General features: G+C 33.4%; 22 protein-coding genes and 1 tRNA gene. 12 read left to right on the forward strand and 11 right to left on the reverse strand.

All coding sequences use genetic code 11. The annotated features are described in order from the left end of the window. The first annotated feature begins 101 nt into the window (after positions 1-101). From H6622_03455 to ligA, 3 genes are read left to right on the forward strand one after another with little or no spacing between them, the layout of a single operon-like run. A complete protein-coding gene (locus tag H6622_03455; protein ID MCB9060561.1) occupies positions 102-458 on the forward strand; it encodes a hypothetical protein in 357 nt (118 codons plus the stop codon). After that, complete coding sequence (locus H6622_03460) at positions 458-1,924, forward strand: hypothetical protein (protein ID MCB9060562.1); 1,467 nt, start codon at positions 458-460, stop codon at positions 1,922-1,924. The genes H6622_03455 and H6622_03460 overlap by 1 nt, the downstream gene beginning before the upstream one ends. Positions 1,925-1,931: 7 nt before the next feature. Continuing rightward, positions 1,932-3,818, forward strand: a complete 1,887-nt coding sequence (gene ligA / locus H6622_03465) for an NAD-dependent DNA ligase LigA (protein MCB9060563.1) — start codon at positions 1,932-1,934, stop codon at positions 3,816-3,818. Positions 3,819-3,893: 75 nt separating this feature from the next. Here ligA and glpK read toward each other — a convergent pair whose 3' ends face one another. Continuing rightward, positions 3,894-5,384 (reverse strand): glycerol kinase GlpK, encoded by a 1,491-nt coding sequence (gene glpK / locus H6622_03470; GenBank protein MCB9060564.1) that lies wholly within the window; start codon positions 5,382-5,384, stop codon positions 3,894-3,896. 429 nt (positions 5,385-5,813) lie between these two features. On the opposite strand from glpK, the gene H6622_03475 reads away from it, so the two are divergent. From H6622_03475 to H6622_03485, 3 genes are read left to right on the forward strand one after another with little or no spacing between them, the layout of a single operon-like run. After that, positions 5,814-6,269, forward strand: a complete 456-nt coding sequence (locus H6622_03475; GenBank protein MCB9060565.1) for a TlpA family protein disulfide reductase — start codon at positions 5,814-5,816, stop codon at positions 6,267-6,269. 43 nt (positions 6,270-6,312) lie between these two features. Next, complete coding sequence (locus tag H6622_03480) at positions 6,313-6,714, forward strand: response regulator (protein MCB9060566.1); 402 nt, start codon at positions 6,313-6,315, stop codon at positions 6,712-6,714. 41 nt (positions 6,715-6,755) lie between these two features. Continuing rightward, positions 6,756-7,469, forward strand: coding sequence for a transporter substrate-binding domain-containing protein (locus H6622_03485; GenBank protein MCB9060567.1), 714 nt, complete (start codon positions 6,756-6,758; stop codon positions 7,467-7,469). On the opposite strand, the gene hutI is transcribed toward H6622_03485, so the two are convergent. Genes hutI through H6622_03530 form a run of 9 tightly spaced genes read right to left on the reverse strand, consistent with a single transcriptional unit; the run spans position 7,466 to position 16,881 of the window. Continuing rightward, entirely contained in the window at positions 7,466-8,677 is a 1,212-nt protein-coding gene (gene hutI / locus H6622_03490; GenBank protein MCB9060568.1) for an imidazolonepropionase, read from the reverse strand. The genes H6622_03485 and hutI overlap by 4 nt on opposite strands. Further along, the gene (gene hutU, locus H6622_03495) at positions 8,677-10,341 is read right to left on the reverse strand and encodes a urocanate hydratase (GenBank protein ID MCB9060569.1); all 1,665 of its coding nucleotides are present in this window, start codon (positions 10,339-10,341) and stop codon (positions 8,677-8,679) included. The genes hutI and hutU overlap by 1 nt, the downstream gene beginning before the upstream one ends. After that, positions 10,338-11,876: a histidine ammonia-lyase gene (hutH, locus tag H6622_03500; GenBank protein ID MCB9060570.1), complete on the reverse strand. Its 1,539-nt coding sequence runs from the start codon at positions 11,874-11,876 to the stop codon at positions 10,338-10,340. The genes hutU and hutH overlap by 4 nt, the downstream gene beginning before the upstream one ends. Before the next feature lie 4 nt (positions 11,877-11,880). Further along, on the reverse strand, positions 11,881-12,543 hold the full coding sequence (rpe, locus tag H6622_03505; GenBank protein MCB9060571.1) for a ribulose-phosphate 3-epimerase: 663 nt from the start codon (positions 12,541-12,543) through the stop codon (positions 11,881-11,883). A 23-nt stretch (positions 12,544-12,566) separates the two neighbouring features. After that, the gene (locus H6622_03510) at positions 12,567-13,517 is read right to left on the reverse strand and encodes a methionyl-tRNA formyltransferase (protein MCB9060572.1); all 951 of its coding nucleotides are present in this window, start codon (positions 13,515-13,517) and stop codon (positions 12,567-12,569) included. Beyond that, positions 13,504-14,103 carry a peptide deformylase gene (gene def / locus H6622_03515; GenBank protein ID MCB9060573.1) on the reverse strand — a complete coding sequence of 200 codons (600 nt, stop codon included), beginning with the start codon at positions 14,101-14,103 and terminating at the stop codon, positions 13,504-13,506. Before def ends, H6622_03510 begins: the two co-directional genes overlap by 14 nt. A gap of 33 nt (positions 14,104-14,136) precedes the next feature. After that, positions 14,137-15,243: an LptF/LptG family permease gene (locus tag H6622_03520; protein ID MCB9060574.1), complete on the reverse strand. Its 1,107-nt coding sequence runs from the start codon at positions 15,241-15,243 to the stop codon at positions 14,137-14,139. Next, positions 15,240-15,956 carry a hypothetical protein gene (locus H6622_03525; protein MCB9060575.1) on the reverse strand — a complete coding sequence of 239 codons (717 nt, stop codon included), beginning with the start codon at positions 15,954-15,956 and terminating at the stop codon, positions 15,240-15,242. The genes H6622_03520 and H6622_03525 overlap by 4 nt, the downstream gene beginning before the upstream one ends. A gap of 49 nt (positions 15,957-16,005) precedes the next feature. Continuing rightward, the gene (locus tag H6622_03530; protein MCB9060576.1) at positions 16,006-16,881 is read right to left on the reverse strand and encodes a hypothetical protein; all 876 of its coding nucleotides are present in this window, start codon (positions 16,879-16,881) and stop codon (positions 16,006-16,008) included. Positions 16,882-16,931: 50 nt separating this feature from the next. Between H6622_03530 and galU the strand changes: the two genes are divergently transcribed. The 3 genes from galU to H6622_03545 all read left to right on the forward strand — a co-directional run bounded on the left by galU (position 16,932) and on the right by H6622_03545 (position 21,282). Further along, positions 16,932-17,810 carry a UTP--glucose-1-phosphate uridylyltransferase GalU gene (gene galU, locus H6622_03535; protein MCB9060577.1) on the forward strand — a complete coding sequence of 293 codons (879 nt, stop codon included), beginning with the start codon at positions 16,932-16,934 and terminating at the stop codon, positions 17,808-17,810. After that, positions 17,807-18,832 carry a hypothetical protein gene (locus H6622_03540; GenBank protein ID MCB9060578.1) on the forward strand — a complete coding sequence of 342 codons (1,026 nt, stop codon included), beginning with the start codon at positions 17,807-17,809 and terminating at the stop codon, positions 18,830-18,832. Before galU ends, H6622_03540 begins: the two co-directional genes overlap by 4 nt. Positions 18,833-18,936: 104 nt before the next feature. Continuing rightward, positions 18,937-21,282 carry a hypothetical protein gene (locus H6622_03545; protein ID MCB9060579.1) on the forward strand — a complete coding sequence of 782 codons (2,346 nt, stop codon included), beginning with the start codon at positions 18,937-18,939 and terminating at the stop codon, positions 21,280-21,282. On the opposite strand, the gene H6622_03550 is transcribed toward H6622_03545, so the two are convergent. Continuing rightward, positions 21,279-22,766 carry a hypothetical protein gene (locus H6622_03550; protein ID MCB9060580.1) on the reverse strand — a complete coding sequence of 496 codons (1,488 nt, stop codon included), beginning with the start codon at positions 22,764-22,766 and terminating at the stop codon, positions 21,279-21,281. The two genes, H6622_03545 and H6622_03550, sit on opposite strands and share 4 nt — an antisense overlap. A 110-nt stretch (positions 22,767-22,876) precedes the next feature. Here H6622_03550 and H6622_03555 point away from each other — a divergent pair, with 110 nt between their 5' ends. The 3 genes from H6622_03555 to H6622_03565 all read left to right on the forward strand — a co-directional run bounded on the left by H6622_03555 (position 22,877) and on the right by H6622_03565 (position 25,854). Further along, on the forward strand, positions 22,877-24,739 hold the full coding sequence (locus H6622_03555) for a penicillin-binding protein (protein MCB9060581.1): 1,863 nt from the start codon (positions 22,877-22,879) through the stop codon (positions 24,737-24,739). 74 nt (positions 24,740-24,813) lie between these two features. Then, positions 24,814-24,888 (forward strand) — tRNA-Gln (locus H6622_03560). Positions 24,889-24,909: 21 nt separating this feature from the next. Continuing rightward, a complete protein-coding gene (locus tag H6622_03565) occupies positions 24,910-25,854 on the forward strand; it encodes a ribose-phosphate pyrophosphokinase (GenBank protein MCB9060582.1) in 945 nt (314 codons plus the stop codon).

Here is a 25,854-nt window from a genome sequence, read left to right on the forward strand (position 1 = left end):
GCCAGATTGTTTAAAGACTAGCTTTATAAGAAAAATCAAATTCATTCTCAAATGATTGGAAATTAGATTTTTAAAAATGTATAATCTTCTTAGGAGGGAGCATGGCCAGTGAAGGACAGTGGTTGTCAATACTTGACTATTCAAGATTAAGAAATATTTCAGTTTCGACAGTTAGAAGAAACATAAAGGGAAATAGGGTCAAATATAAAAAAGTTGATGGGAAATATTTAATTTTTGTTTCTGCTGAAAGATTAAATGCTTGTTCTAACCATGATCAAGAATTTTTAGATTTGAAGTTGAAAATTGAACAACTAGAGCTAGAATTAAGAAATGTTCATGAAGAAAATGCTGATTTGAAAACGCTAATTCTTTTTTACGAGAGTAAATTCAACAAAATTGAATCTTCACGAAATATAAACCAAGTTCCAGATTATTTACCAGAGTTGCCAGTATCATGATGAAGTTGTGTTTTACAATATTTATCTTTTTAGGAATTACAAATCTCTATGCAGACTCATTATCAATGCGCAGATGTATGTTGCTTCCTGTTGATGATAGTTTAAAGGATTCAATCTCCTTTAAAGTATATGAAGAAGTAGAGATGTATTTAAAAGAATCTAACTGGTGTTATTTTAGATCTAATTCAGGAATATTAAATATACTGGATAAATATAAAAGTAATCTAAACACACATCTTAAAAATCCCAAAATTCTAAATTTATTGGCGAAAAAAATGGGGGTAGGATCACTCATCAAGATTTCCATGACACCAGAGGTAAAAGGCGTTGAATTGCTGTTAGAGATAATAGGTGAGGATGGGGAAGATAAATATTTTATTAAGAAATCTCTTATTGATTCGCCAACTGCGCAATTACTGGCCCAAAATGTTAAAAAATGGCTTGAAGAGTATGAAAAAGTTATTCCTTATAATGCAAGAATTATTGGAGTCATTGGAGATCAGTTTACCATTGATATGGGTAAAGATATCGGAATTTTACCTGGCGATGAAGTCATTATAAAGAGACCAGTTAAAAAGAAAAAACATCCCTTACTTAAAGAAATAGTTGATTGGGAAACAAGAAAGATTGGGCAGGGAAAAATTTTTCACTCAGATAGAACACAGTCCCACGGAAAAGTTTATGAGTACTCTAGTAACAGTTCATTGCAAAATTTTGATTGGATAGAGTTAATTAAAAAGCGTGAAGTAAATCAAAAATTTATTGAATCTCCTGAAGATGATGAATATAAATTTGGTAGAGTAGGAACAGTTTCAGCACTTTTAGATTTGGGAAGTGGATCAGTAACAACAACAACTTCGGGTAGTACTGCAGCAAAATTAGGTGGTTTTTCATACGGAATTGATTTAAAGTCTCAACTTTGGATTACTAGAAACATTTTTCTGGGACTGGATTATAACACAAAAATCTCAACTTATTCCTTAAAAAGTGGAAACGCTACGAACCAAGAGAGTGATATAAGTACAGGGCAAGTTAAAATGAAGTTTGGTTACAAATATCTCCCATTGGGATTTTTTTATGGGCCTCAAGTTGACATTATTTTGGGTTATGGGCGCTATTCCTATGGACTTGATGATGTTGCCGATTCAATTGTATCTTGTACATTTTCAGGCCTTTTGATGGGGGTAGGAGCGTCTTTACCAATAAATAATTATTTTAAGGCATTTTTAAATATCGATTTTATGTTTAACCCTGGATACACAGAAGATATCACATTATACGGTGAGGCCGACTCTGCTACTAATTTTAATATAGAACTTGGTGGAAGCTTTAAATTTTCTCAGAATATCTGGATTGATGGAGTAATAGGTGCAAATAATTCAAAGGCGAAGTTTGTAAGCCCATCTGAGCGTTCTATAAGTTATCAGGATTCTTCATTTAAATTGGGAGCAACTTTCTCATTTTAGGTTGGCAATGAATAGAGTTAAAGAATTAGAAGTACTTATTAAGAAGCATAAAACATTATATTACGCAGGAAAACCTGAAATTTCTGACCATGAGTATGATAAATTAGAAGATGAGCTCAAAAAATTAGATCCTAGTAATTATTCTCTCATACTTGTAGGCAGTGACGAAACTTCACTAGACAGAGTTAAGCACGATAAGAAAATGCTCTCCCTAGGCAAGACTTACGATACAGAAGAACTCCTGAAGTGGATCGGAAATCATAAAGTAATTTCTATGTTTAAAATTGATGGAGTCAGTTGTTCGTTAATATACGAAAATGGAGAATTGATTCAATCGAAAACAAGAGGTAATGGAATTTACGGGGAAAATATTACGAGTAAAGTTCAATGGATTGAAGGAATTCCGAAGGCCATCTCAATTAAAGAAAGAATTGAAATCAGAGGAGAGCTTTATTGTGATGAGTCCCATTTTTTTCATTTGAGTGATGAGATGGGATATCGTGAGCTTGAAAGACCTACTTCTCAAAGAAATATTGTAGCAGGTTTGATTTCAAGGAAAGAAAATATTGATTTATGTCGTTATATCCAGTTCAAAAGTTTTGATATTCTTTATAATGAATATTCTCCTAAAGAAGAAATTGAAAAATTTAAAACGCTTAAAAAAATCGGATTTGATATCACTGAGTGTTCAATTATTAAGGATAAAAATGATTTAGAAACTGTTATTAATGAAGCACGTAGTTTTATATCAGAGGGAGATTATCAGATTGATGGTTTAGTTTTTACGTATAATGACATAAAACTTCATGAAGAGTTGGGAGAAACCGCTCATCATCCTCGGTATAAACTGGCCTTTAAATTTCCCGGTGAATCAAAAACAACATCACTTAAAGATATTGAATGGTCTGTCTCAAGAAATGGGGTTCTCACTCCAGTAGGTATAGTAAAACCGATAGAACTTAGTGGTGCAAAAATTTCTCGAGTTACTCTTCATAATTACGGTTTAGTAAGACAATATAATCTAAAAATTGGTGATGAAATTGAAATCATACGCTCAGGAGAGGTTATTCCTAAGTTTTTATCTGTTGTCAGTCCCTCAAAAGGAAAATTTGCTATTCCTACAAATTGCCCAATCTGTGAATCGTTACTTGAAATAGAGGACATTCGTCTGCTTTGCCTGAATAAAAACTGTCCTGGCAAAAATAAAGAATCTATCTTGTATTTCATCCAAAAAATTGGAATTGAAACAATTTCAAAAAGTAGAATTGATGAAATGATAAAATCAGGATTAGTTCAGAAAGTTCAAGATCTCTACAGATTAAGTGAAGATGATTTTTTAGTACTTGATAAAGTTAAGGAAAAATTATCTAAAAAATTTGTTGCTGAAATTGAAAAGTCGAAAAAGACAACGTTACCGATTTTTCTAAGTGCTCTTGGTATTCAAGGCGGAGGAATTAATAGTTGTGAAAAAATCGTTCACCACGGATTTAATACTATTGATAAAATATTAAACCTTACTGTAGATCAACTCGAAGAAATCGAAGGATTTGCCAAGAAGTCATCCACAGACTTTATCAATTCACTTAGTGATAAAAAACCATTAATCAAAGATCTGATGAAAATTGGTTTCAAATTTGAGTTTGAAGAAATTGTTGAAAGTGCAATTTCAGGGAAAAAAATCTGTATCACTGGAACATTAAGTTCTAAAAGAAGTGTAGTCCAAGATAAAATTAAAAAAGGAGGCGGTATAGTCGTCTCTTCTGTCTCAAACAATACAGATTATCTTGTTACAAATGATACCGATTCCAATTCTAGTAAATTTAAAAAAGCTAAAGAATTTAAAATCCCTATTATTACAGAGGAAAAGCTCAACACTCTATTAGGAATCCATTAAAAAAATATAAATGATAAAATATATTTTCAACTGTAAAATTCTATTTTGTTATTAGCTAGTTTTATTCATCGCTCATTACAAATAAATCTTTTGAATCCAATCTTTCCATTGACCTTTTTTCATATCATAGTAATCTTTCTTTTTTTCATTCGGCAAAAATTCTCTGTCCTGCTGCCATAGGGTGCTTATTTCATCAATCCTTAACTTATCAACACCTATCGCTGCTGCCAGTGCAGCTCCATAAGCAGTTGTCTCAATTACTTTTGGACGAATAATTTTCATTTGTGAACAAGTTGCTTGATTTTCCATCAAAAGATTATTAGCAGCTGCTCCACCATCAACATTCATTGCATTAATTGTTAATTTTGAATCGATTACCATCGACTGATACAAATCATTAATAGATAAGTTAATCCCATCAAGGCAGGCCAGGGCCAAATGTTTTTTTGAAGTATCTCTCGTAAGCCCAATAATACTCGCCTTGGCCTGTGAAATCCAATATGGTGTTCCAAGGCCTGTGAAAAATGGAAAAAAGATTAAATTCTTCATCTCTTTGAGATTTGTTACTTCACTGGCCAGGCCTTCAACTTTAGGACTAGAATCTATAAAACTTAAATTATCCCTAATCCACTGTACTGCTGCTCCAGCTATATATGCTGCACCTTCTAAAGCATAAAATTGCTTTCCATTGGCCCTGTAGGCCACTGTTGTAATGAGTCCATTTTGTGAAACAATTGGTTCTTCTCCTGTATTGAGAAGCATAAAAGCACCTGTTCCGTAAGTACATTTGATATCTCCACTTTTAAGCCCTGCTTGTCCAAATAGTGCAGATTGTTGATCGCCTAAAATTCCTGAAATTGGAATTCCGTCTGGAAGAAAACTCAATCCTTTAGTTTTTCCAAAAATTCCAAACGAATCACAGATAACAGGGAGTGTGCTTTTTGGAATATGAAATGTATCTAGTAGCTCATCATCCCACTGACCATTTTTAAGTGACATAAGTAAAGTTCTCGAAGCGTTTGACGCTTCTGTTTTGTGTTCAATATTGCCAGAAAGCTTATAAAGCAAAAATGTGTCAATGGTACCAAATAATAAGTTCTTTTGCTCGTGAGCGTCTTTAACTTTTTTTACATTTTCAAGCATCCATTTCATTTTTGTTGCCGAAAAATACGGATCAACTGGTAGTCCGGTTTTTGTGGTAATTTCTTGCGCTTTCTTATTCAATTTAAGTTCTTCACAAAAATCATTCGTTCTTCGATCTTGCCAGACAATTGCGTTTGTCAAAGGCCGTCCATCTTTATCAAAAGCGCAGGTTGTCTCTCTTTGGTTAGTGATTCCAATTGCGATAATTTCATCAGGATCAACATTATTTTTTTCAAGAACATTTTTTATTGTAGCTTCACATGTATTCCATATGTCATTTAGATTGTGCTCAACAAGACCTGGAGAAGGGTATATTTGTGGAAATTCTTTGTTTACTTTATCAATTAACTCAAATGTCTCAGCATTAATAATGACACTTGTTGTCCCCGTTGTCCCTTGGTCAATGGCCAGATACACTTTCATAAAAACCTCCAATAAAACAGAAGATTAAACGAAAAAAATCTAAAAGCAAAGATTTAGAAAAATTACTCAGTTAATTTTAAGCTAAAATCATGAGTGATTATTTGTGCAGTTGTTTCCCACTTCTGAGCTAGGAAATAATTGACCCCTCTATAAAAAAAGATACTTATAAAAACAAGTGAGGTCATGAGTAAAAGAAACTCTATAAGTGTTTGACCCCTGTTATTCCTGATAGACTCTAACTTATGCATATGGTAAATTGTATTGTCTTTATTTCGTTTAGACTAGGAGTAAGACATTAAAAAATTTTTCCCACTCTATATTTTTGGACTTTTTTTCTGTGTAACTCTTTCGCTACAGTTTTTATCTGAAAATATAGATCTTTTTGCAGTCCTATTTTCTGCTGAAGCTAAAAAGAGTAAATTATACGAAATGGCATATAAAAAGACTCAATTTAAGGGAAAGCTTTTTTCCTTCAAAGAAAAAGAAATGACTTCAGAAGATGTGAATTTTGTTGATTCTGAATTGAGTAACAAAACAGTCATTCTCAATTTTTGGGGCCATTGGTGTGGGCCATGTTTAGAAGAGTTTCCCTCACTGGTGAAGTTAAATAGTCTAATCTCTAAAGATAGCCTTAAAATAATCGCCATAAATACTGATGAATTAGATCAGTTAAAAAAAGTTTCAAAGGTAATTAGAAATTTTAAATTAGATTTTCCGATTGTTTTTGATCAAGATTCAAAAATAACAGAAATGTTTGAAATTTCAGCAATACCAGTTTCGATTCTCATGCATAAAGGGAAATATGTTGAGAGTTTTGAAGGTGGTGTGGATTTTTCCTCTATCGAATTTATCAATAAAATCAAAGAGCTAACAAAGACAAACTAAAATTGCCTTGCCTTGATGCCCGGTTAGGGAATAGACTGGAAGTATGAAGGTAAGTTCTAATCTCAAGATTTTAATACTTGATGACTGTCTTGATACAAGAAATTATATCAAACTAATTCTCTCTAAGAAGGGTTTTAAAAGACTAGTGAGTGCGCATAATGGTCGCGAGGCCCTAGAAATATTAGATAAGGCCGAAAAAGAATTTGATCCAATAAAAGTCATCTTGGCCGACTGGCAAATGCCTGAAATGGATGGATTTACATTTTTAACAAAAGTGAAAGAAGATAATCGATTTTCAAAAATTCCTTTCATCATGATAACTTCTGATAACGATCGAGATCATGTTATAGAGGCCATTGAACATGGTGTGAATGACTATGTTATTAAACCTGTCAAAGGTGATGTATTGATTGAGAAGTTATCAAGAGTTTTTGGTCACGGGTAATGTTTAAAAATCCTACAAAAATTTATTTCATGATATCGTTAATGATTTTTTTTATGCGAGCTCAATCAAAAGAAAAGATTCGTTTTGTATCTTATTCCATACCACAGTATGTCATAAGTGAGTCTAAGGGTGAGTTTATAGACTTAATAAAAAAAATTGCTAGTGAAATAGATGTTGATATTGAAATAAAAATTTATCCACCTAGACGCGCGATACTTGCCTTTCAAAATGGAGAATTTGATGCTTATTTTCCAGGACTGGACATTTTAAATACATTACCTTTTTTTAATACTGTTCCGTATTATTTTAAAAAAGACTATTTATTTTTTAGAACAGGTGAAGAAATTAAAAGTATTTCAAATCAAAAAATTTGCATAACGAGGGGATATCCTTATGATCAAAAAATTCTTTTAAAAAAAGATATTAACTTTACGACAGCTGAAAGTGATGAAGCATGTATAAAAATGCTAAAAGCAAAACGAGTAAATGGATTTCTTTGTGAGATGATAACCGGAACCATTGCTATCGCTTCACTAGGGTATAAAAATATTTCAGTTGATCCAACAAATGTACTATCTTCTGCTCCTGTGTATATTACCTTTTCTCGAAATAAAAAAGGTAAAAAATATTCAGAAATTTTTTCTAAAAAGATTTCTGAGTATATTGAAAATAAATATTTAGAAAAATTGTTTAGGCCATCGATTGATAAAGTGACAAAAACTTTTGGGCCAGGACATAATCCCTTTATTCCTTAATCTCTGAGATCAACATAAAGGTTTTTTCCCCAATTATAGGTAATTTCATCAATTGTGTTACATTTAAAAACACTAAAACGTGGTTTCATTCCTTCTATTAATACCCCTTGATCTATAAGTCCAAGTGAGTGAGAAGCATTTAAGGTAATCGCCGACCACAATTGAGCAATATTCATTTTGAAAGTTGGAGCACTTATAGAGGCCAGCAAAAGTAAATTATCACAATGACAAGAACCAGGATTAAAGTCAGTTGCGATTGAAACTTTTAGTCCCTCTTTTAACATGCTTTCAACCGGAGCAAGTGGTTTGCCTAAAAAAAGTCCTGTACCAGGAAGTACTGTTGCAACAGTATTTGAATTTTTAAGTGCATTTATACCTTTTTGAGAAATTTTTAAAAGATGATCACAACTTAAAGCACCTTGTTGGTGTGCAAGAAATGCACCATTATTGTCATTAAATTCATCTGCATGAATTTTAAGTTTAAGACCTAAATCTCTCGATAAATTAAAAAGTATTTCTACATCTTCGGTGGAGAAGTATCCCTGTTCATGAAATATATCGACAATATCAATATGTTGATGAATATCTTTTAAGAGAGGGATGACTACTTTTTCTAAATATTCTGCAGAATTTATATAATCTTTAGGAACAGCATGAGCTGCCAGATATGTATTTAGAATTTGAATTTTAGGAGCAAATTTTTGTTTAAGTTTGTGAATAATCTTAGAAAGCAATTTTTCTCCATCATAAGTAAGGGCGTAACCACTTTTTATTTCGATAGTTTTTACTCCAAAACCTGCAATTCGTTCAATTCTTTCACATCCTAAATCGAAGAGTTCATCTTCACTGGCCTGTTGAGTTTGCTTCATAGAAGATAGTATTCCCCCACCGGCCTTAGCAATAGTCTCATAGTCAGCTCCATTTAATCTCATTGTATATTCTTTAGAGCGATTTCCTGAAAAAACTAAGTGTGTATGTGAATCAACAAGTTCAGGTGTGAGCACATGGCCAGCAAGATCTTGAGTTTGAGTAGAATGATATTCTTTGGGAAGATCTTTGGATCTTCCTATCCACAAAATTTGGTTTTTATCAAAAACGATAGCGCCATTTTCAATTATTGAAATATCTTCTGGTATTAAGTTTCTACCATCTTTTTGATAGGCATTTTCTAAGGTTAAAATTTGGTTTATATTTTTAAAACATTTCACTAAAGTTCCTCGGAAGGGAATTTGATATTTGTTTGTTTTGCCATTTCACGTGCTTCTTCATATCCAGCATCAAGATGTCTCATAACACCCATTCCTGGGTCAGAATTTAAAACTAAAGAAAGTCTTTGATCCATTTCTTTCGTACCATCACAAACGATAACCATACCTGAATGTTGAGAATATCCCATACCCACTCCCCCGCCATGATGGAAACTTGTCCATGAAGCACCATTCATTGTGTTGATCATCAGATTTAACAATGGCCAGTCACTCACGGCATCTGTTCCATCTTTCATCCCTTCAGTTTCTCTAAATGGTGAGGCAACAGATCCGCAATCTAGATGATCTCTACCAATTACAATTGGTGCCTTAACTTTATTTTCTCTGACTAGTTGATTAAATAAGAGCCCAGCTTTTTCTCGATCACCATATTGTAGCCAGCAAATGCGTGAGGGTAATCCTTGAAAAGAAATCATCTCTCTAGCTTTATTAAGCCAATTATGGAGTTTTTTGTTTTCAGGAAATAATTTTTTTAACTCTAAGTCAGTTGTATAAATATCTTCTGGATCCCCAGAAAGTGCGACCCAGCGAAAGGGGCCTGAACCTTTGCAAAAGAGTGGTCTAATATAGGCAGGAACAAAACCAGGAAAATCAAATGCATTTTTGAGTCCATGTTTAAGGGCATTCCCTCTTAGGTTATTTCCGTAGTCAAATACATGAGAGCCTTTTTGCTTGAAAGCGATCATGGCCTTCACGTGTTCAACCATGGTGTCTAATGACAATTGAGTATATTTCTTTGGGTCACTAGATCTTAAAGAAATGGCCTCATCAAGGGTAAGTCCATTGGGAACATATCCATTGAGAGGATCATGTGCTGAAGTTTGGTCTGTAACAATATCAATATTCAAATTTTTTTCAAGTAAATAATTGAAAAAATCAACGGCATTGCCCACCACTCCGATACTACAAGGTGTTTTTGTTGCAATTTTTTCCTTTGCAAGAGAGATTGCCTCTTCATTACTATTGGCCAGAATATCAATATATTTTGATTTTAATCTTTTTTTAATCCTTTCAATATCAACATCACATCCAATGAAAACTCCGTTGGCCATTTTGACGGCCAGTGGTTGAGCTCCTCCCATTCCTCCTAAACCAGCAGAAAGAACGAGCTTACCTGATAGATCAGAACCCTTACCATAATGTGTTTCAGCTGCGGCCATAAAAGTTTCATATGTACCTTGGAGTATTCCTTGTGATCCGATATAAATCCATGAACCAGCTGTCATTTGGCCATACATCATCTTATTTTCTTCTTTCAACTTATTGAAATGATCCCAATTCGCCCAATTGGGAACAAGATTCGAATTGGCAATAAGAACTCTCGGCCCATTCGGATTACTTGGAAAAACTCCAACTGGTTTTCCAGATTGAATCAGCAAAGTTTGGTTATATTCAAGTTCCTTCAAAGTACGAATAATATCGTTTAGTGCTTTATGATTTCTTGCGGCCTGCCCATTCCCACCATAAACAATTAAATGATCTCTATCTTCAGCAACATCAGGATGAAGATTATTGAGTAGACAACGTAATGCGGCCTCTTGGTGCCAACCTTTACATGTTAAACTTGATCCAGTTGGGGGAAGTGGGATATTATTATGGTTCATTTTAATTCTCCTAAAATTTTCTCAATTTCAAAAACTAATTTTCGAGACTTAATCAATTTTGAAATTTTCTCAATGTCTTTGTGAAGCGTACGGTCTTCTACAATTGGTGGAACTTTTTTTCTAATCAATGAATATATTTTTTCCAAAGCAGGTGAAGTCTTTAATGGTCTTTGAAACTCTAAGGCCTGAGTGTTACATAGGAGTTCAATTGACAAGACATTTTTTGTATTTTCTAAAACTTCTTGAAGTTTTCTACCTGCAGTCAGTCCCATAGAGACATGGTCTTCTTTATCTGTTGAAGTAGGAATTGAATCAACTGAAGCAGGATGAGAAAGGTATTTATTTTCAGAAGTCAATGCTGCCGCAGTGACTTGAGCTATCATTAATCCAGAGTTGAGGCCAGATTCTTTAACGAGAAAAGCTGGAAGATCTGAGAATGTTGGATTCATCATTTTTTCAATTCTTCTTTCTGAAATACTACATATTTCAGAAAGTCCCATGGCCAGATAGTCCATACATAGGGCAATTGCTTCTCCATGAAAGTTTCCTCCAGAAATAACTTTATTTTCATCTGGAAAGATTAGGGGATTATCTGTGACTGAATTAATTTCAGTTTTGATGACATGTTCAGCATGATAAAAAGTTTGTCTACAAGCACCGTGAACTTGGGGGACGCATCTTAATGAATAAGGATCTTGTACTTTTTGACAGTCGTCATGGGAATCTTTAATTTGCGAATCTTTCAAGAGTGTATTTAAGTTAATACATGTTTCATTTTGACCCAAATGAGGTTTAAGTTTAGATATAGATGGGTCGTATGCCTTGGTTGTACCTTTGACAGCATCAAGTGTGAGAGCAGCTGAAATATCAGCGATTTTCATGATTGATTTTGCCTCATAAACAGCAATGCAACCTAGTGCGGCCATGACAGCAGTACCATTTATAAGGGCGAGTCCGTCTTTGGGCCCAAGCTTTATGGGTTGAATATTTAATCTTTCAAGAACACTTTGAGTACTTTGACGTTTTTTTTCAAAATAAACTTCTCCTTCGCCGATGAGTGCCAGGGCCATATGTGACAATGGGGCCAAGTCTCCAGATGCTCCAACGGATCCTTTTTGTGGAATAACTGGCAGTATGTTTTTATTTAAAAACGTAATGAGGAGTTGTACGATTTGAGGGTTGATTCCTGAATAACCAGAACAAAGACAATTGGCCCTCAGAAGCATGATGGCCCTTGTGATTTCGTCATTGAAAGGTTTTCCAACACCAGTACAGTGTGAGCGAATGAGATTATATTGTAATTGCTCTAGGTCTTTTTTCTGGATAAATTTGTTAGAAAGTGCACCAAAACCAGTGTTGATTCCATAGACTGGTTTTTCTTTCTCAACTAAATCTAGAACGAATTTTCTAGATTTATCCATTTTCGAAAGTGAATCTTTTGAAATTTCAACTTGTACTGTCGCATTTTCACAGGTTGCAACATGAAAAACATCTTCAATTGAGAGGTTTTCACCGTTAATAATTAATTTTTCAATCATGTTATGCTCTTAAACTTTTAATTTTATCTAAGTAATCTTGTGGAGAACTGTTAAATATATATGACCCGGCAACTAAGTTGTCAGCTCCAGCGGATAAACAGTGTTTTGCTGTTTCATCATTAATACCGCCATCAACTTGAATGATATATTTATATCCATTTTTTTGTCTTAAATCATGAAGAATACTAATTTTATCAACGGCATTGTAAAGAAAGCTCTGTCCGCCAAATCCAGGTTCAACAGACATAACTAAAAAAAGGTCAACTAGGGACAATATGTCTGAATCTATTTCAGCTACGGGGGTATTGGGTTTTATTGAAATTCCTACTGAAGGATAAAATTGTTTACATTCATAGATAAGATTTTTTAGTGAATTTTTTTCAACAGATTCCAAATGAATAGTGAAATTGAATATATGGTGATCCTTCATTGCTTTAATGTAAAACTCAGGATTTGAGACCATAAAATGGGCATCAAGCTTATGTGAAGTAATCTTGTGGAGGTTTTTAATTATAGGAGGGCCAAATGTTAAGTTCGGGACGAAGTGTCCATCCATTATATCCAAGTGAAACCATAGATCATCTATATTATCAAAGTGTTTAATTTCACTTTCAATATTTAAAAAATCGCATGAAAGAATGCTAGGGGATATGATTGTTTTCAATTTAACTCCAATCAAATGGAGAATTAGCTAAAAGTAATTTGCTCTCCATTTTTTAAGTAATTCTGTAATCCATTAAGCAGCTCAGTATCTGAGGATTTCTTTTTTCCTTCAAGTTGCACAGTGCCAATTCGAAATGTTTCATCAAGACATCCAACCAATAGTTGTCCTGAAGAAATATCAATTTCGCCAGGACTAAGTTTTTGGGCAGAAATTTCTAATTCAAAGATTTTCAATCTCTTTCCATTCATTAAGACAAAAATTCCTGGCCATGGATGGAATGCCTTTAATTTGCCTGTTATTTCAAAGTAATTCATTGAATTAAAAAAAATGTGTCCATCATCTTTTTTAATAGAAGGAGCATAGCTTACATTTTGCTCGATCTGTTTTTCATAATGGAGTGAATTATTCAAGAGTAAATCTAAAAAATGGAAAAGACTGACAGCGCTGAGGTACTTTAGTCTGGTGTATAATGAGTGTCCATGTTCATTTTCAAAAATAGGTGTTTCAAGTGAATAAGCAATATCTCCAGCATCCATTTTTTTTACCATTTTCTGAATGGAAACACCTGTTTTTTTGTCATGGTTTAAGAGAGCGTACTGAATAGGTGCAGCACCTCGATACTTTGGTAATAAAGAAGTATGAATGTTAAAGGCGCCAAAAAGGGGTATGTCTAAAAGTTCATTTTTGAGAAATTGCGCAAATGCGAGGACAATAAAAAGATCAACTTTATCTTTTTTAATTTGTTCTATAAAATCAGTTTCTTGATTAATATTTTCAGTTTGTAGGAATGGTATTTTATTATTTTTACAATAATCGATAATAGGGGGAGAGTGTAGAAGCTTTCCTCTGCCAGAGGGTCTATCTGGCATACTGATGACTTTTGTAATCTCAACGTTTGGATGAGAAAAAAGAGTTTCTAATGCAGGAATTGAGAAATCAGGCGTTCCAAAAAAGATGGTTTTAAGTTTCTTCATTCTTTGATTGCTTCTTTTGTTTGATTAATTTTTTTTGAATGAGGTTTCTTTTAACAAAAGAAATTCTATCTATAAAAACGATTCCATCGAGGTGATCATTTTCATGTTGAAGACAAACGGCAAGTAATCCTTCTGCTTCTAAAGTATGAAAATGTCCATCTGTATCTTGAAATTCGACAGTGACTTCAGCTGCCCGAGTAACCTCTTCATACATTCCTGGAACGCTTAGACAGCCTTCTTCATATACTTGCTGTCCTTCTTTTCGAATAAATTTCGGATTTATTAAAATTCTTGGATTAAAATTTGAAAGAGTATATTCCTCTCTTCCATCAGGAAATTCTTCAACATCTCTTTTGTAGTCGATATCCATGACAAATATACGTTTGCTAACACCAATTTGTGGTGCTGCTAGTCCAATTCCCGGAGCTTTGTACATTGTAAACAACATATTTTGGCATAACTCTTTTAATGCAGCGTCAAACTCAGTGACAGGTTCTGCCACTTTTTTAAGAATTGCTGAAGGATAAGTATGAATCTTAAGCAGCTCACCTTCTAGATTAAATTTATTTTGTTCAATTGTGCTCATTCTTTTCTATATCATGACTTGTTATAGAAATCATCAGCTTAATTTACGCTTTTTGAACATGATAAAACCAATAAAAGCAGTGAGAATCAGGTGAGGAATAAAAACAGCATAAAAAGGGTTTATTTTTGAATTCTTTCCAAGTTCGAGAAAATATGAATTTCCAAGCCAGTAAAGAATTACAAGCACAAATGTATAAAAAATTAGTTTACCCAAGTGAGAACCTCGTCTATTTGGTGAATAGAGCGACAATGCTCCAAGAATAGTAAAGAATACACATATAAGTGAAGTGCCAATTTTTTCTAAGAATATAATTTGATATTCGTCTGTGTTTATCGTTGATTTTTTTAACTTTCGAATATACTCAAAGAGATCAATTATATTCAAAGTAGTTATATCTGATTCAATTTCAGAAAGATCCTCTGGAGTTTCCTCTATAAAGATTGAATATTTTTTTTCTTGGGTAGTTTTAGGAAAATTGAGTTCCTTAGAGTTATCTATGATTGTTGCATCATGTAGTTCCCATTCTTTATTTTGTAAATGGATGGCCTTCTTTGCACTAATGACTTTTTCAATAATCTTAAAACTTTTAAAAAAATAGATTTTAAAATCATATATAGTATTTTTTTCTAAATCAAAATTGACCAGGGAGAAAAAATAATTTTTTCCTTTGTACCACATTTTACCACTATTGAGAGTATTTGTTCTTAATCCAACACTCTTTTGATTGCTAAAATGATCAACCTTATCCTTCAATATATTATGCCGTTCAGATTTGGAATATGGATAAACAAAACCTAAGAATATAAAAAGAATTAGAGAGACCAAAACAGAGGCACTTAATAAGATACTTAAATATTTTTTAAAAGATAGACCGCTAGCAAATATTGCGACAAGTTCATTTTTACTTCTTTGCTTTTCAATAGCAAAAATAGACGCAAATATACAAGATATAGGAATAACGCGTCCAAGTAGATTGGGTAACTCAATAATGTAATTTTTTATAACATCTAAAGCGGTAACATTAGATCGCAAAAAGCCAGCAACAAGATTTCCTGCGGTCAATAAGAGAAGAAGAAAGAAAATGCTGCCCATTAAGGTTTTAAACCAATTTTTAAGAATATAGATGCGAAGTATTGTCATTTGGGCATTATAATTTTTTCAATGATAAAAGAAAAGAGACTTAAAGTAGGACGAATGATTAAATTAGTAATGAAAAAGTTTAAAGCGTTATGACGTAGCAGAAATTTTACGAGATGCGGAGAATAAATATAGTACAAGTCTACGAAATATTTTCCAGATTGCCTTTTTAAAAGCGATAATTTGAATTTTCTCAGGGTGTTTGTGTGTGGATGATTTTCACCGAAACATAGTGTTGCAATATAACATGCTTTGGAATTTACTCTTATTTTTTCCAGTGCATCTTTGAAAGCTTTTTGATTATAGGCCTGACCCTTTTTAACAAATTTACTAAGCATTTGGTAATTGATGTACTGATATTTAAAACCTATGGTAAAGGTTACAAATTGTTCAAGGCATCTAGCAGATTCATTATGAAGTCTCGGGTTACGGTCATAAGCTTTTGATAAATCCCAATATACTTGACTGATCATAAGGAGTTCAGGAACATCTTTTTGCAAATCAAAGTGCTTAGGTCTCAGTTTTTCTTCTGAAGTATTATGAAATCGAGCTAAAGAATTAAGGTAGATAAGATAATGTTTTACGGCCAGTGCAACATTGTCTTGCTGATAGTATTCTCTGGCCTGTTTAAGCATGCTTAATCGATCCCGATAACGTTTGATGATTTCAGGATGCTTTTTTTCTTCTTCTTGTCCTTTTTCCTTTTTTTGTGCCATGAGTGCTCTTCGGCATGTATAGAAATAACTTTAGGGAAATAGTCGGGTATTAAAAACGGTATGAGACAGAAAAAGAGGTTTCCTTCTGATTATAGATATTACCTTGGCTCGTTGGCTCGATATTTTTTGATTGGTTAATTGAAAATCCAAACGAAAGTTTAGGTTGTGCCCATAAGATACCAATTCCATTTCCCTTTTTGTTTTCACCTTGGTCTTTAAAAGTTCCAAATTTCAAAAAGAAATCAGAAAAAATTTTGAACTGAATAGCTGCAGCATAAAGAAAATTTTTATCTAGCTCCATTCGATACTTTGTTCCAATATCTAGCATAAGTGTAATGAAGCTAAGATAAAAATACTGAAATCCTACTTTTATAGATTGTTCTTCTTTTCTCTTAGAAAAAGGGTTAACAATGACAGCTCCAGAAGTGAGATTTTCTGTGATGACATGTGTAACACCAAAAGTTAAAGTGTTTTGATCTTTTACATCAATTCCCTCAAACTGAGTTTTGAGATAAGAAACACCAAAAGAGGAGACCTTTCCTATTGCTGAAGAAATTGATCCTCCAATTGATCTTCGTGATAGATTATTGTGCTTGAAGTCAGAATACAATGCCGACCCCTTTAATGTTCCTGAAGCATCTGTTAAAACAAAAAGGTTTGAGTAATCAGCATCATTTCTTAATTGATTTACTTCATCCATTTTCAGCTCACTTGAGCTTCTTTGATAGTAGATATTTGTGATATTGAAAAAGGTTAATGCTGCAGGGTTTAAAATGGTGGCCTCATCCAGAAGGAGTGAGCCAATACCTGCACCACCAGTTGATTGAAGTCTGGTCGTTGTGAGTTGCCTTTGGCCTAAGGCATCGATCTCATCCGCAAATGCAGGGTTTAAAATGAATAATAAGATGATAATATACAACCTCATGAATTCATTGTAGCACTATTTTTTAGTGAATTGAATCAAGGGAAGGTTAAATGTCTGTAAAAAAAATAGTTATTCCTGTAGCTGGCAGAGGGACTCGGTTTTTGCCTGCAACGAAACAGATACCTAAGGAAATGATACCGATTATCAATATTCCAATGATTAATTATGTTGTTGATGAGGCCGTAAATTCAGGAGTTGAGCAAATTATTTTTGTTACGAGTTATGGCAAGAATATGATTGAAGATTTTTTTGATCGAAATACGGCATTAGAGCAGTTTTTAAGAGATAACGGAAAAAATGAAATTGCCAGTAATATTGAGAGAATTGGAAGTAAAATTGAGGTTCTATCTGTTAGGCAAAAGCAGCAGCTAGGTCTTGGACATGCAATTAATTGTGCAGCTCCGTTAATTGGGAATGAAACCTTTGGAGTTATACTTGGAGATGACCTCATTCTTTCTGAAAAACCGGCCATTTCTCAGTTGATTGATGTTTCAAAAAAACAAAAGTTAAAATCTGTTATAGGGGTTATGGAAGTTAATAGGGAAGAGACTTCAAAATATGGAATTGTTGATGGCCATTTTTTAGATTCTGATAAAAAAACATTAAAAATGAATAAAATGGTAGAAAAACCCAAACCAGAAAATGCTCCTAGTCATTTGGCCACACCAGGAAGATATGTTCTAACGCCTGAGATCTTTGATTGTCTAAATGAAATTCCACGTGGAGCGGGTGGAGAGTATCAATTGACTGATGCAATTAACTTGCTTTGTCAAAAGGATGATGTTTATGCACATCTCTATGATGGAGACCGGTTTGATACAGGAAGTATTGAAGGGTACCTTAATGCAACTATTGAATTTGCATTAAGAAGACAAGATACTTGTGAATATATGAAATCTATAATTAAGCAAAAGGCCAAAAATTTATGAAATCATTTATTATTTTATTTTTTATATATTTATCGGCTTTTGGGATGACGACTCCTGAAGGTTTATTTCGAAATCCAGGAAGTGCAGTTATAAATGGAAATATGGTCGCTATAAGAATGTCTTTTGATGAAATAAGAGGACAGGATGCTCAAAAGGTTGGAGATTTAAATTCTAATGTTCAGGCAGCAGTGGTTAATGATGAAAAAGATTTGAGGGTTAAAAATTTTGTAAAATTTATTTTTTCTTCTCATCAAGAGGGAAGAATTGATTTAATTCAAATTTTTTATACTGATGCTAGTTTTGATAATAGTAGTGTTTATAAGGTAAATTATTTTAATAACCTGGAACAAAAAATATTAGCAGATAAGGATCCTTTAAGAGAGCTACTTTATGGATTAATTGTTAGTTATAGTTTAAATTCTTCAGTTGCAATGAACCATATAATGAAAAAATATGTCCCTGATTATAAGACAAATTTAGAATTAATTAATGTTGAAAAAAAGGTTTTATATGACAAATACAAGCAGTATTTATTTGCAGTTAAGGATGATAAAGACCTTAAAGAAAGTTTACCTTCACCCATGCGTCCTGCAGAAGTCGAAGATAAAGAAAGAGTTAAAGAACTACTAAAAAAATCTATGTTTTTGGATTCTAAAAATATCTCTTTAGAAAGAACGAGTAGAGGGCATTTTCAAATAAAAATGGAATACCCTAATTTTAAAGCATTATTTGAAAATGACACACACAGATTAAGGGAGTTAGTATTAACTAAGGATGAAATTCCTTATGAGATTAAGGTTAATCAGTATATTTCACTAAATGGAGTTCAGACCCTACCACAGTATATTCAGGTTAATCGTAGTGGATTAGAAGTTAAGGCTAACCTAATTGATTATTCAGCTTTTATTAATAATGCGAAATCGATTAGCGAAAGATACATTGAGTATAAGGAAACTGTAGAAAAAAATAAGAAAGAAAAATTGAGTAAATTTGTAGAGAAAAAAACAGATCTTTTTTATTAAAATCAATGATTTAACCTTTTATTCACTGATAATTTAATGATTTTGTAAAGTTTTAGAGCAATATTTCCGTTAAGTCTTCGAGTTTAATGAGTCTCGGAGAACTTATGCTTAAAGCATATAAAATATTTATCAAAACAAGTGCACTTATCTTTTGGATGATGTTTTCTTTTAAGGCCTTTGCAGTTAGTGATCAAGAGGTATTACAACTTCTGGTAAGTATGGCCGCGCAACAACCTTCTGCACAGATTGAAGAATTTGATATAACAGATATTATCCCGATACAGACATCTACTACTGCAGATTTATCGGAAGAGTACGATAGAGGTGTGGATTGTTCCCTTACTTCAACTCGTCCAGAAGGTTATGTAAATATTGAAAAGTTACTTTCTAAAATGAACGTTAAAGCTGCTGATAGAAATAATAAATTTTATATTGAAGGTGATACTCAGAACGGTAATATGGTTATGAAAATCAGTGGATTTTATGGCCTATGCTTTAAGGGCAATGTGAGTACGAGACTCGAGAAAAAGGAAATTAATGGAAATCAGGTTCTAGTTACATCGGTAATGACAAATACTAAAGATCAGGTAACAGATTCTAATAGTTTCATGAGATGTGTTGAAAAAAATATTGCTAAGAATTTTAATGATCCTGCGGAAGGTAGTAGATTTCTCAACTTATTAAGTGAATTGAAGTCAGTTCCAGATATGGCATCTGCTCAAACCATACTTTCTGATCAGAACAATCAAGCAATCTTAGGAAAGCTTAGTCCTATTGTAAAAAAATTATATAAGAAATCACATTTAGTTTTTAAAATGCCAGATTATGACAAGTCGCGTTCTTTACAATATTTTATGGAAGGTTATATTTCAGATGAAATACGTGGATTAAAAAATAAATTTGTAGATCCAAATAATGCTTGTCGATTTTTTTATGGTACATCTAACAATCTAATTCACAGTGCTCAAGATGCATCTTTGCATTCTTTACGCTTGCAATGTGCTAGTCGAGATCCATTAGATGTGGTTAAGATTTTAGAACCTTACAAAGCAGATTTATTGAATTTAACAATGGATGAACTGGTTAAAATATTTACAAATACTGCAAATAATAGATTTGAAGAACTTGTGAATAAGGCGAAAGAAGAAAAAATGGAATTTAAAGATTTCAAAAAGCTTATCGATGAGTTTGATAAAATTATTGATGAGACTCGAGGGATTGAATATTTCAAGGATTCTGGTAATAAAAAAGAGTTGATGGAATTTTTAGCACAGGCCAAACAATATAGGGTTAAATTGATGGAGGCCTATTTTGAGAAATCTGATATTGAAAGTGAACTTAATAAACATAAAGCAGAATTAGCTGATTTACTTAAAGAGCTGGCCGAAAAAAGAAAAATTGCAGAGTCTTCTGGGATAAAAGAAGAAGATAAAGCAGATGCTTTTACAGATGTTGAAGAGATACAGGCCCAGATAAAAAGTGTCTATCAAGAAAAGCTTCGTCATTTGGTTGATTTTATCAATGAAGAATATATGGAAGATGCTAAAAATGTGGTTGAGACAATTTCAGATAAAGATCCGAAAAAAAGAAAAGAAAAACCAATTAATGAAAATGATTTATTGACTAGTATTGGTAAGAGAATGGAGGCATTTAATAGTGGGCAGTTATTTAAAACTGATTTCATTAAGAAAGTAGCACGAGTAGCTGGTCTTAATTCGCAATCTAATGATCTTGGGAAAGTTTATCTTAATGCTAGAGAAGTAAAAGAATTTACAGATAAAGCAAAAAATAGATCAAGGAGTTTTGCTACGACAAGAAGAAAAATTGATAGAGATGTTAAAAAATATGCAGATCAAACACTTCGAGATAGAAAAATTTATGACAGTTATAATACAGATTCTTTAGATTATTTATCAGAAAGGGAAAAGTTTAAAAATCTACAATGGCAATATCAGACCATGAATCAGCTTTATCAACAAAACACACTAACACCGGCCTATCAAAAACTTCAGCAGGCCTGTAGTAGAGGCATGACAAACTCTTGTATGTCAGCTCAACAACAATTCAATAATGCTCAGATGATGATGCAGCAGTTTAATGTTCAGGGTTCGAATCAGCTTTCACAGCAAGGCTCATTTATGAATCAACTAGGGCAAGGGAGAAATTCTTATCTTCAAAATAGACAATTGCAATGGCAAAGAAATCTAGATGGACTATGGAATTTTTCTTCAAATCAAAATGGATATGATCCGCTCCTTGGCCTGCAGATGACAAACAACAATATGTATAATTTTAACAATCAGTTTAGACTGCCAGCAATGAATTCAAATTATAGCAGCAGCATGTATGACCCAAGAAGATATTCATATACTTATGGGTCACAACCCTATAGTTTTCAGCAACAACAATTTAGCTTCCAACAACAAAATCCTTATTCCTTAGGATTTTAGAAAGAGACAGATGTTCTGGCCTGTAAGATGAAGCTGTTTTCAGCTTTCAAAGTCGTAGTGGCATGATTTATAAATGTATAATAATCTCCAACAAAATGATATCCAGCTAGAACGCCAATCTTAACATCACTATTCCAGTGATAGTCAGCATCAAAGTCTATTTCTAACCCTAAATCATCACTTTGGTCAGCGACTGCAGTAAATACCTTATTTCGTTCATGGTTATAAGAGCTTCTTCCGGACTTCGCTGTTTCATTTGCTTTAGCATAGATCACAGAAGCATTAAGGGTCCAGTGTTCTGTTTCATATTTAGTTCTTATAAGGGCGTATTTTGCGTTATGGACAGAGCCATCAAAGAGGCTTAAATTACTATTTGCTACAGCATTAAAATTGAAATTAAACATTAAGTGAGCAATTTTGTAGTTTGGGTTTAGGTAAAGAGCTTCAAATTTGTTATTTGTACCTGCAAAACCTGAGACGTGTCCAAAATTGGCACCTAGTTCAAAGCTCTCATTGAATTCATAATTAGTCTCAAAAATAAATCCTTTTGCATCATACCGGTCAAAGATGGAACCAATATTTCCATCGATTAATGGAATTTCAACTGCAAAATTGAAACGACCAAAACTCTTTCTAAAATAAACGTCTAAGAGTTGAGTATCTGACTTTAAAGAATATTCAGGTGTTCCGTCATTATTTGTATCAGCAGAAATGAATGTTGCAGTTGTATTGGCCGACCTTTTTTGCATTAGTAGTCCAATCGCAAAATCACTTTCTAAGTTATCATAGAGAAATGAGAAACCATAATCTTCAACATTCGTTGAACGGGTTATTGAATCACCTCTCGCAATTTTACCGTAGAAGGGTTCAATATTAAAATTACCAAATTTTAATTTCATAGAAAGACCATCTCTAACATTGTACAATCGGTCCCAAGCTTTTTCTCCATTGTTCATCATTGCACCAAGTGCCCAATGGCTTGAATGACGTCCGATTGTATACGTCGCTAGATTTGAGTATAACTCTAAATGAAACTGGTTAAGTGATAAAGTGTTTGTAGAGTCAGATGTAGTAAAGTGATAGAGAGTGTTTCCAAATGGCCCATTCTCAGGTGCAGTCGCACTTGCAGTTGTAGACTTTTTGCTAGTTAAATGGTCTCCAAGAAATCCACCACGACCGTATCCATTTGAAATTTCGGCCTTAAATGTAACCGAATCATTAATTATTAATACAGGATTAAGCCGAAAAATATATGATTGATAAGAGGCCCTATGACGTTTCCCACTTGCTTGATTTGGTACAAGTCTTCCAGGATCGTCTTCATTTACATCTGTGTTTTCTTTAACACGGGCATAATTGTCTATCATTGTGGTGTCAAAGCCAATCACCCCATTCCAGGACATTGGAAGATTTTTTCCTGCATAAGTTGTCATAGGCAAAGTTGCTAAAATAAGAATTACAATTTTTGCTTTGGTTAAATTCACATTCGCTCCTTAAAAGATTCTCGCAAGTTGACCAAGCTACTGATAAAATGAGTTGGTATAATATATTGAATGGTCATCAAACTGTCCACTTGGACGTCGGTTAAAATGAAGTGAAAACGAAGATGTTTATAAAATGGTGCGCAATTTATGTTCTTGTTGGAGCGATAATACTGAGCGTTTATGTGACAAGTGTCATTTTAAGAACGCCTCTAGTATTAAATGCAGGTGATTTGTCCAATCAAACACTTCAATTGACCACTGATGTTATGAATATCTGGGAAAAAGGATCTTTGGCACAAAAGGATCAACTTAGAACATATCAACTTTTCGCTGAAGTGCAAAATGAAGTCGTTGAAACGATTGAGTTAGAGGAAGATCTTGTAGAATTTACAAAAGATTTTTCAATTCCACTTCTTTTGAAAAACGATTGTCTGGAAATTTATTGCTATCAACACAGGACTTCTTTTTCAAAAGTACCATCAAGTATCTGGAAAAGCTTAATTGGGGTAGAGGATACCCGGTTTATTCAACACCAAGGTGTTGATCCTAAGGCAATCTTGAGGGCCATTGTTGCTGATTTAAAGGCCATGAGTTTTGTTCAAGGAGGGTCGACCTTAACACAACAGTTAGTTAAGAATGTATTGCTTTCAAATGAAAAATCAATTGAGAGAAAACTAAAAGAAATGATTTTATCCATTTTTATTGAACTTAAATTTTCAAAACAAGAAATTTTAGAAATTTATTTGAACGAAGTCTATTGGGGGGCAATTCAAGGAATACGTATAAAAGGTATTTACGCTGCATCACTCTTTTACTTTGATAAAAAAATTGAAGAAGTAGACTTTTATGAGTCGATAATACTGATTTCGATGTTAAGGGGACCTCATTTTTATTCACCGTTGAAGGATTTTTCAAGATTGCGAGATAGGGTCAATACTGTTAAAGGGCGCATTTTACAAGCGGGAATTGCAGTGGAAAGTGAACTAAAAGAATGGAGTGAAATTGATTGGGCAAAGTGGCAAAAAAAGTTGCAAATAAAAAGTGAAAATCATGAACTTTACGATATTTGGCGAGTTACAAAAATGGGAAGCACTTTTTTTAATCATTTTGAGAATTTTGTTTTTCAATACTCTGTTTCGAAAATACTTAAATCTCAGAAGATTCAAAAACTAAAAAAAGATTTCGCAGTAAAGTCTATCATTTTAGATCTCAAGGATAGAAATAGGTATTTTGAATATTATAGTAAATATGAAAGACCTGAGTATAAGGCCATTTACGAAGAAGTACATCAAGTTGGTAGCGTTCTCAAACCAATTATTTTTTTCGTTTTAAAAAAAAATGGCGTTTCATTAGATGAAATTGTTTCAACTGCTCCTTTTGAGCTCGATCTCCTATCAGGAAAATGGATTCCGAAAGAACCATATGCTGTTTTGCCGGAAGAAATAAGTTTGAAAGAAGCATTAAGAATGTCTTTAAATGGGCCTTTAGTGCGAAAGGTATTCGAACATGGGATTGAAAAAGTTGAAAGTGAGTTAAAGAAGTTAATTCCAGAATTAGAACTTCCATTAAAAGAGTTTCCTGCCCAACTTTTAGGTACTATTGAACTCACTCCAAAAAGATTACTTGAAATTTACTCTGTATTTATTAAACAGGCCTGTGAAGATAACGATGGTGAGTTTTTGAACATATTAAACGATCCTCTAAAAACAACGATTAAGAAATCCGTAGATCACTATCTCAGAGAAATGTCCTTTTTCGGAAAGACAGGTACTTCAAATGGGTCATATGATAACTGGTTTGTCTTTTTTGAGGGAAGAATGATTGGTGTTATATGGCTAGGTGTCGAAACCGGCCGAGACGGTTCTTCACTTGGTCTCTCAGGTAGTTCTACTTCATTTAAAATATTTCAGACATTTATGCGAACTCGTGCAAAGAGATTTAATGAATTTGGGTGTGAATTATTAAACAATTAAACTATACAAATCTCTTGCATCTTATTTCTTGCTAAATTTGATTAGAATTTGTATATTGCCTTCACGAATTTTGCTGGGGTATCGACAAGTGGTAAGTCAACAGATTTTGATTCTGTCATGCGTAGGTTCGAGTCCTACTACCCCAGCCATCTTTTGCTAAGGCCTGCCTAATGAAAAGACTTGTCCTTGTTTCTGGAACATCAAATCCAAAACTGTCCCAAAAAATCTCTGAATATTTGGATGTTCCTCTAGTAGATCCACAGATCGTTCGATTTGCAAACGGAGAAATATTTTGTGAGATCGAAAAAAATGTACGAGGCGCCGATGTCTTTGTCATTCAATCAACTTGTACACCTGCGAATGATAATTTGATGGAACTTCTCATTACGATGGATGCTCTTAAAAGAGCTTCTGCGAGCTCGATTACTGCAGTTATTCCTCATTATGGATATTCTAGGCAAGATAGAAAAGTTAGTCCAAGAACACCAATTTCTGCGAAGCTTGTTGCTGATTTATTAACTTCTGCAGGGGCCACTAGAGTTATTACAATGGATTTACACGCTGGACAGATCCAAGGGTTTTTCAATATTCCATTTGATAACATATATGCTTCTCCTGTTGTTCTAAAATATGTCCAGGATAATATATATGCTGAAAATACAATTTGTATTTCGCCTGATTCTGGAGGGGTTGAGAGGGTTCGTTATTTTGCTAAAAAACTTAAATGTGATTTAGCAATGATAGATAAAAGACGTACCGGCAGAAATATTGCAAAAGCAATGAATATTGTTGGAGATGTTTCAGGCAAAGAATGTATTATATTTGATGACATGATTGATACTGCAGGTACATTAGTTGAAGCATGCAAGGCCCTTAGAGATAATGGTGCTACAAAAGTGTTTGCTTGTGCAACTCACCCCATTTTTTCCGATCCGGCCATTGAGAGAATCTCTGGTTGTGAAGAATTGACCGAAGTTATTGTCACAGACACAATCCGACTATCAAAAGAGGCCCATGCTTGTAAAAAAATTAAAGTACTTAGCATTGCCGATATCCTATCTAAAGCAATTCATAGAACATTTAATAATGATTCTGTGAGTTCTTTGTTCATATAA

This window comes from Halobacteriovoraceae bacterium (assembly GCA_020635115.1).
Classification (GTDB): domain Bacteria; phylum Bdellovibrionota; class Bacteriovoracia; order Bacteriovoracales; family Bacteriovoracaceae; genus JACKAK01.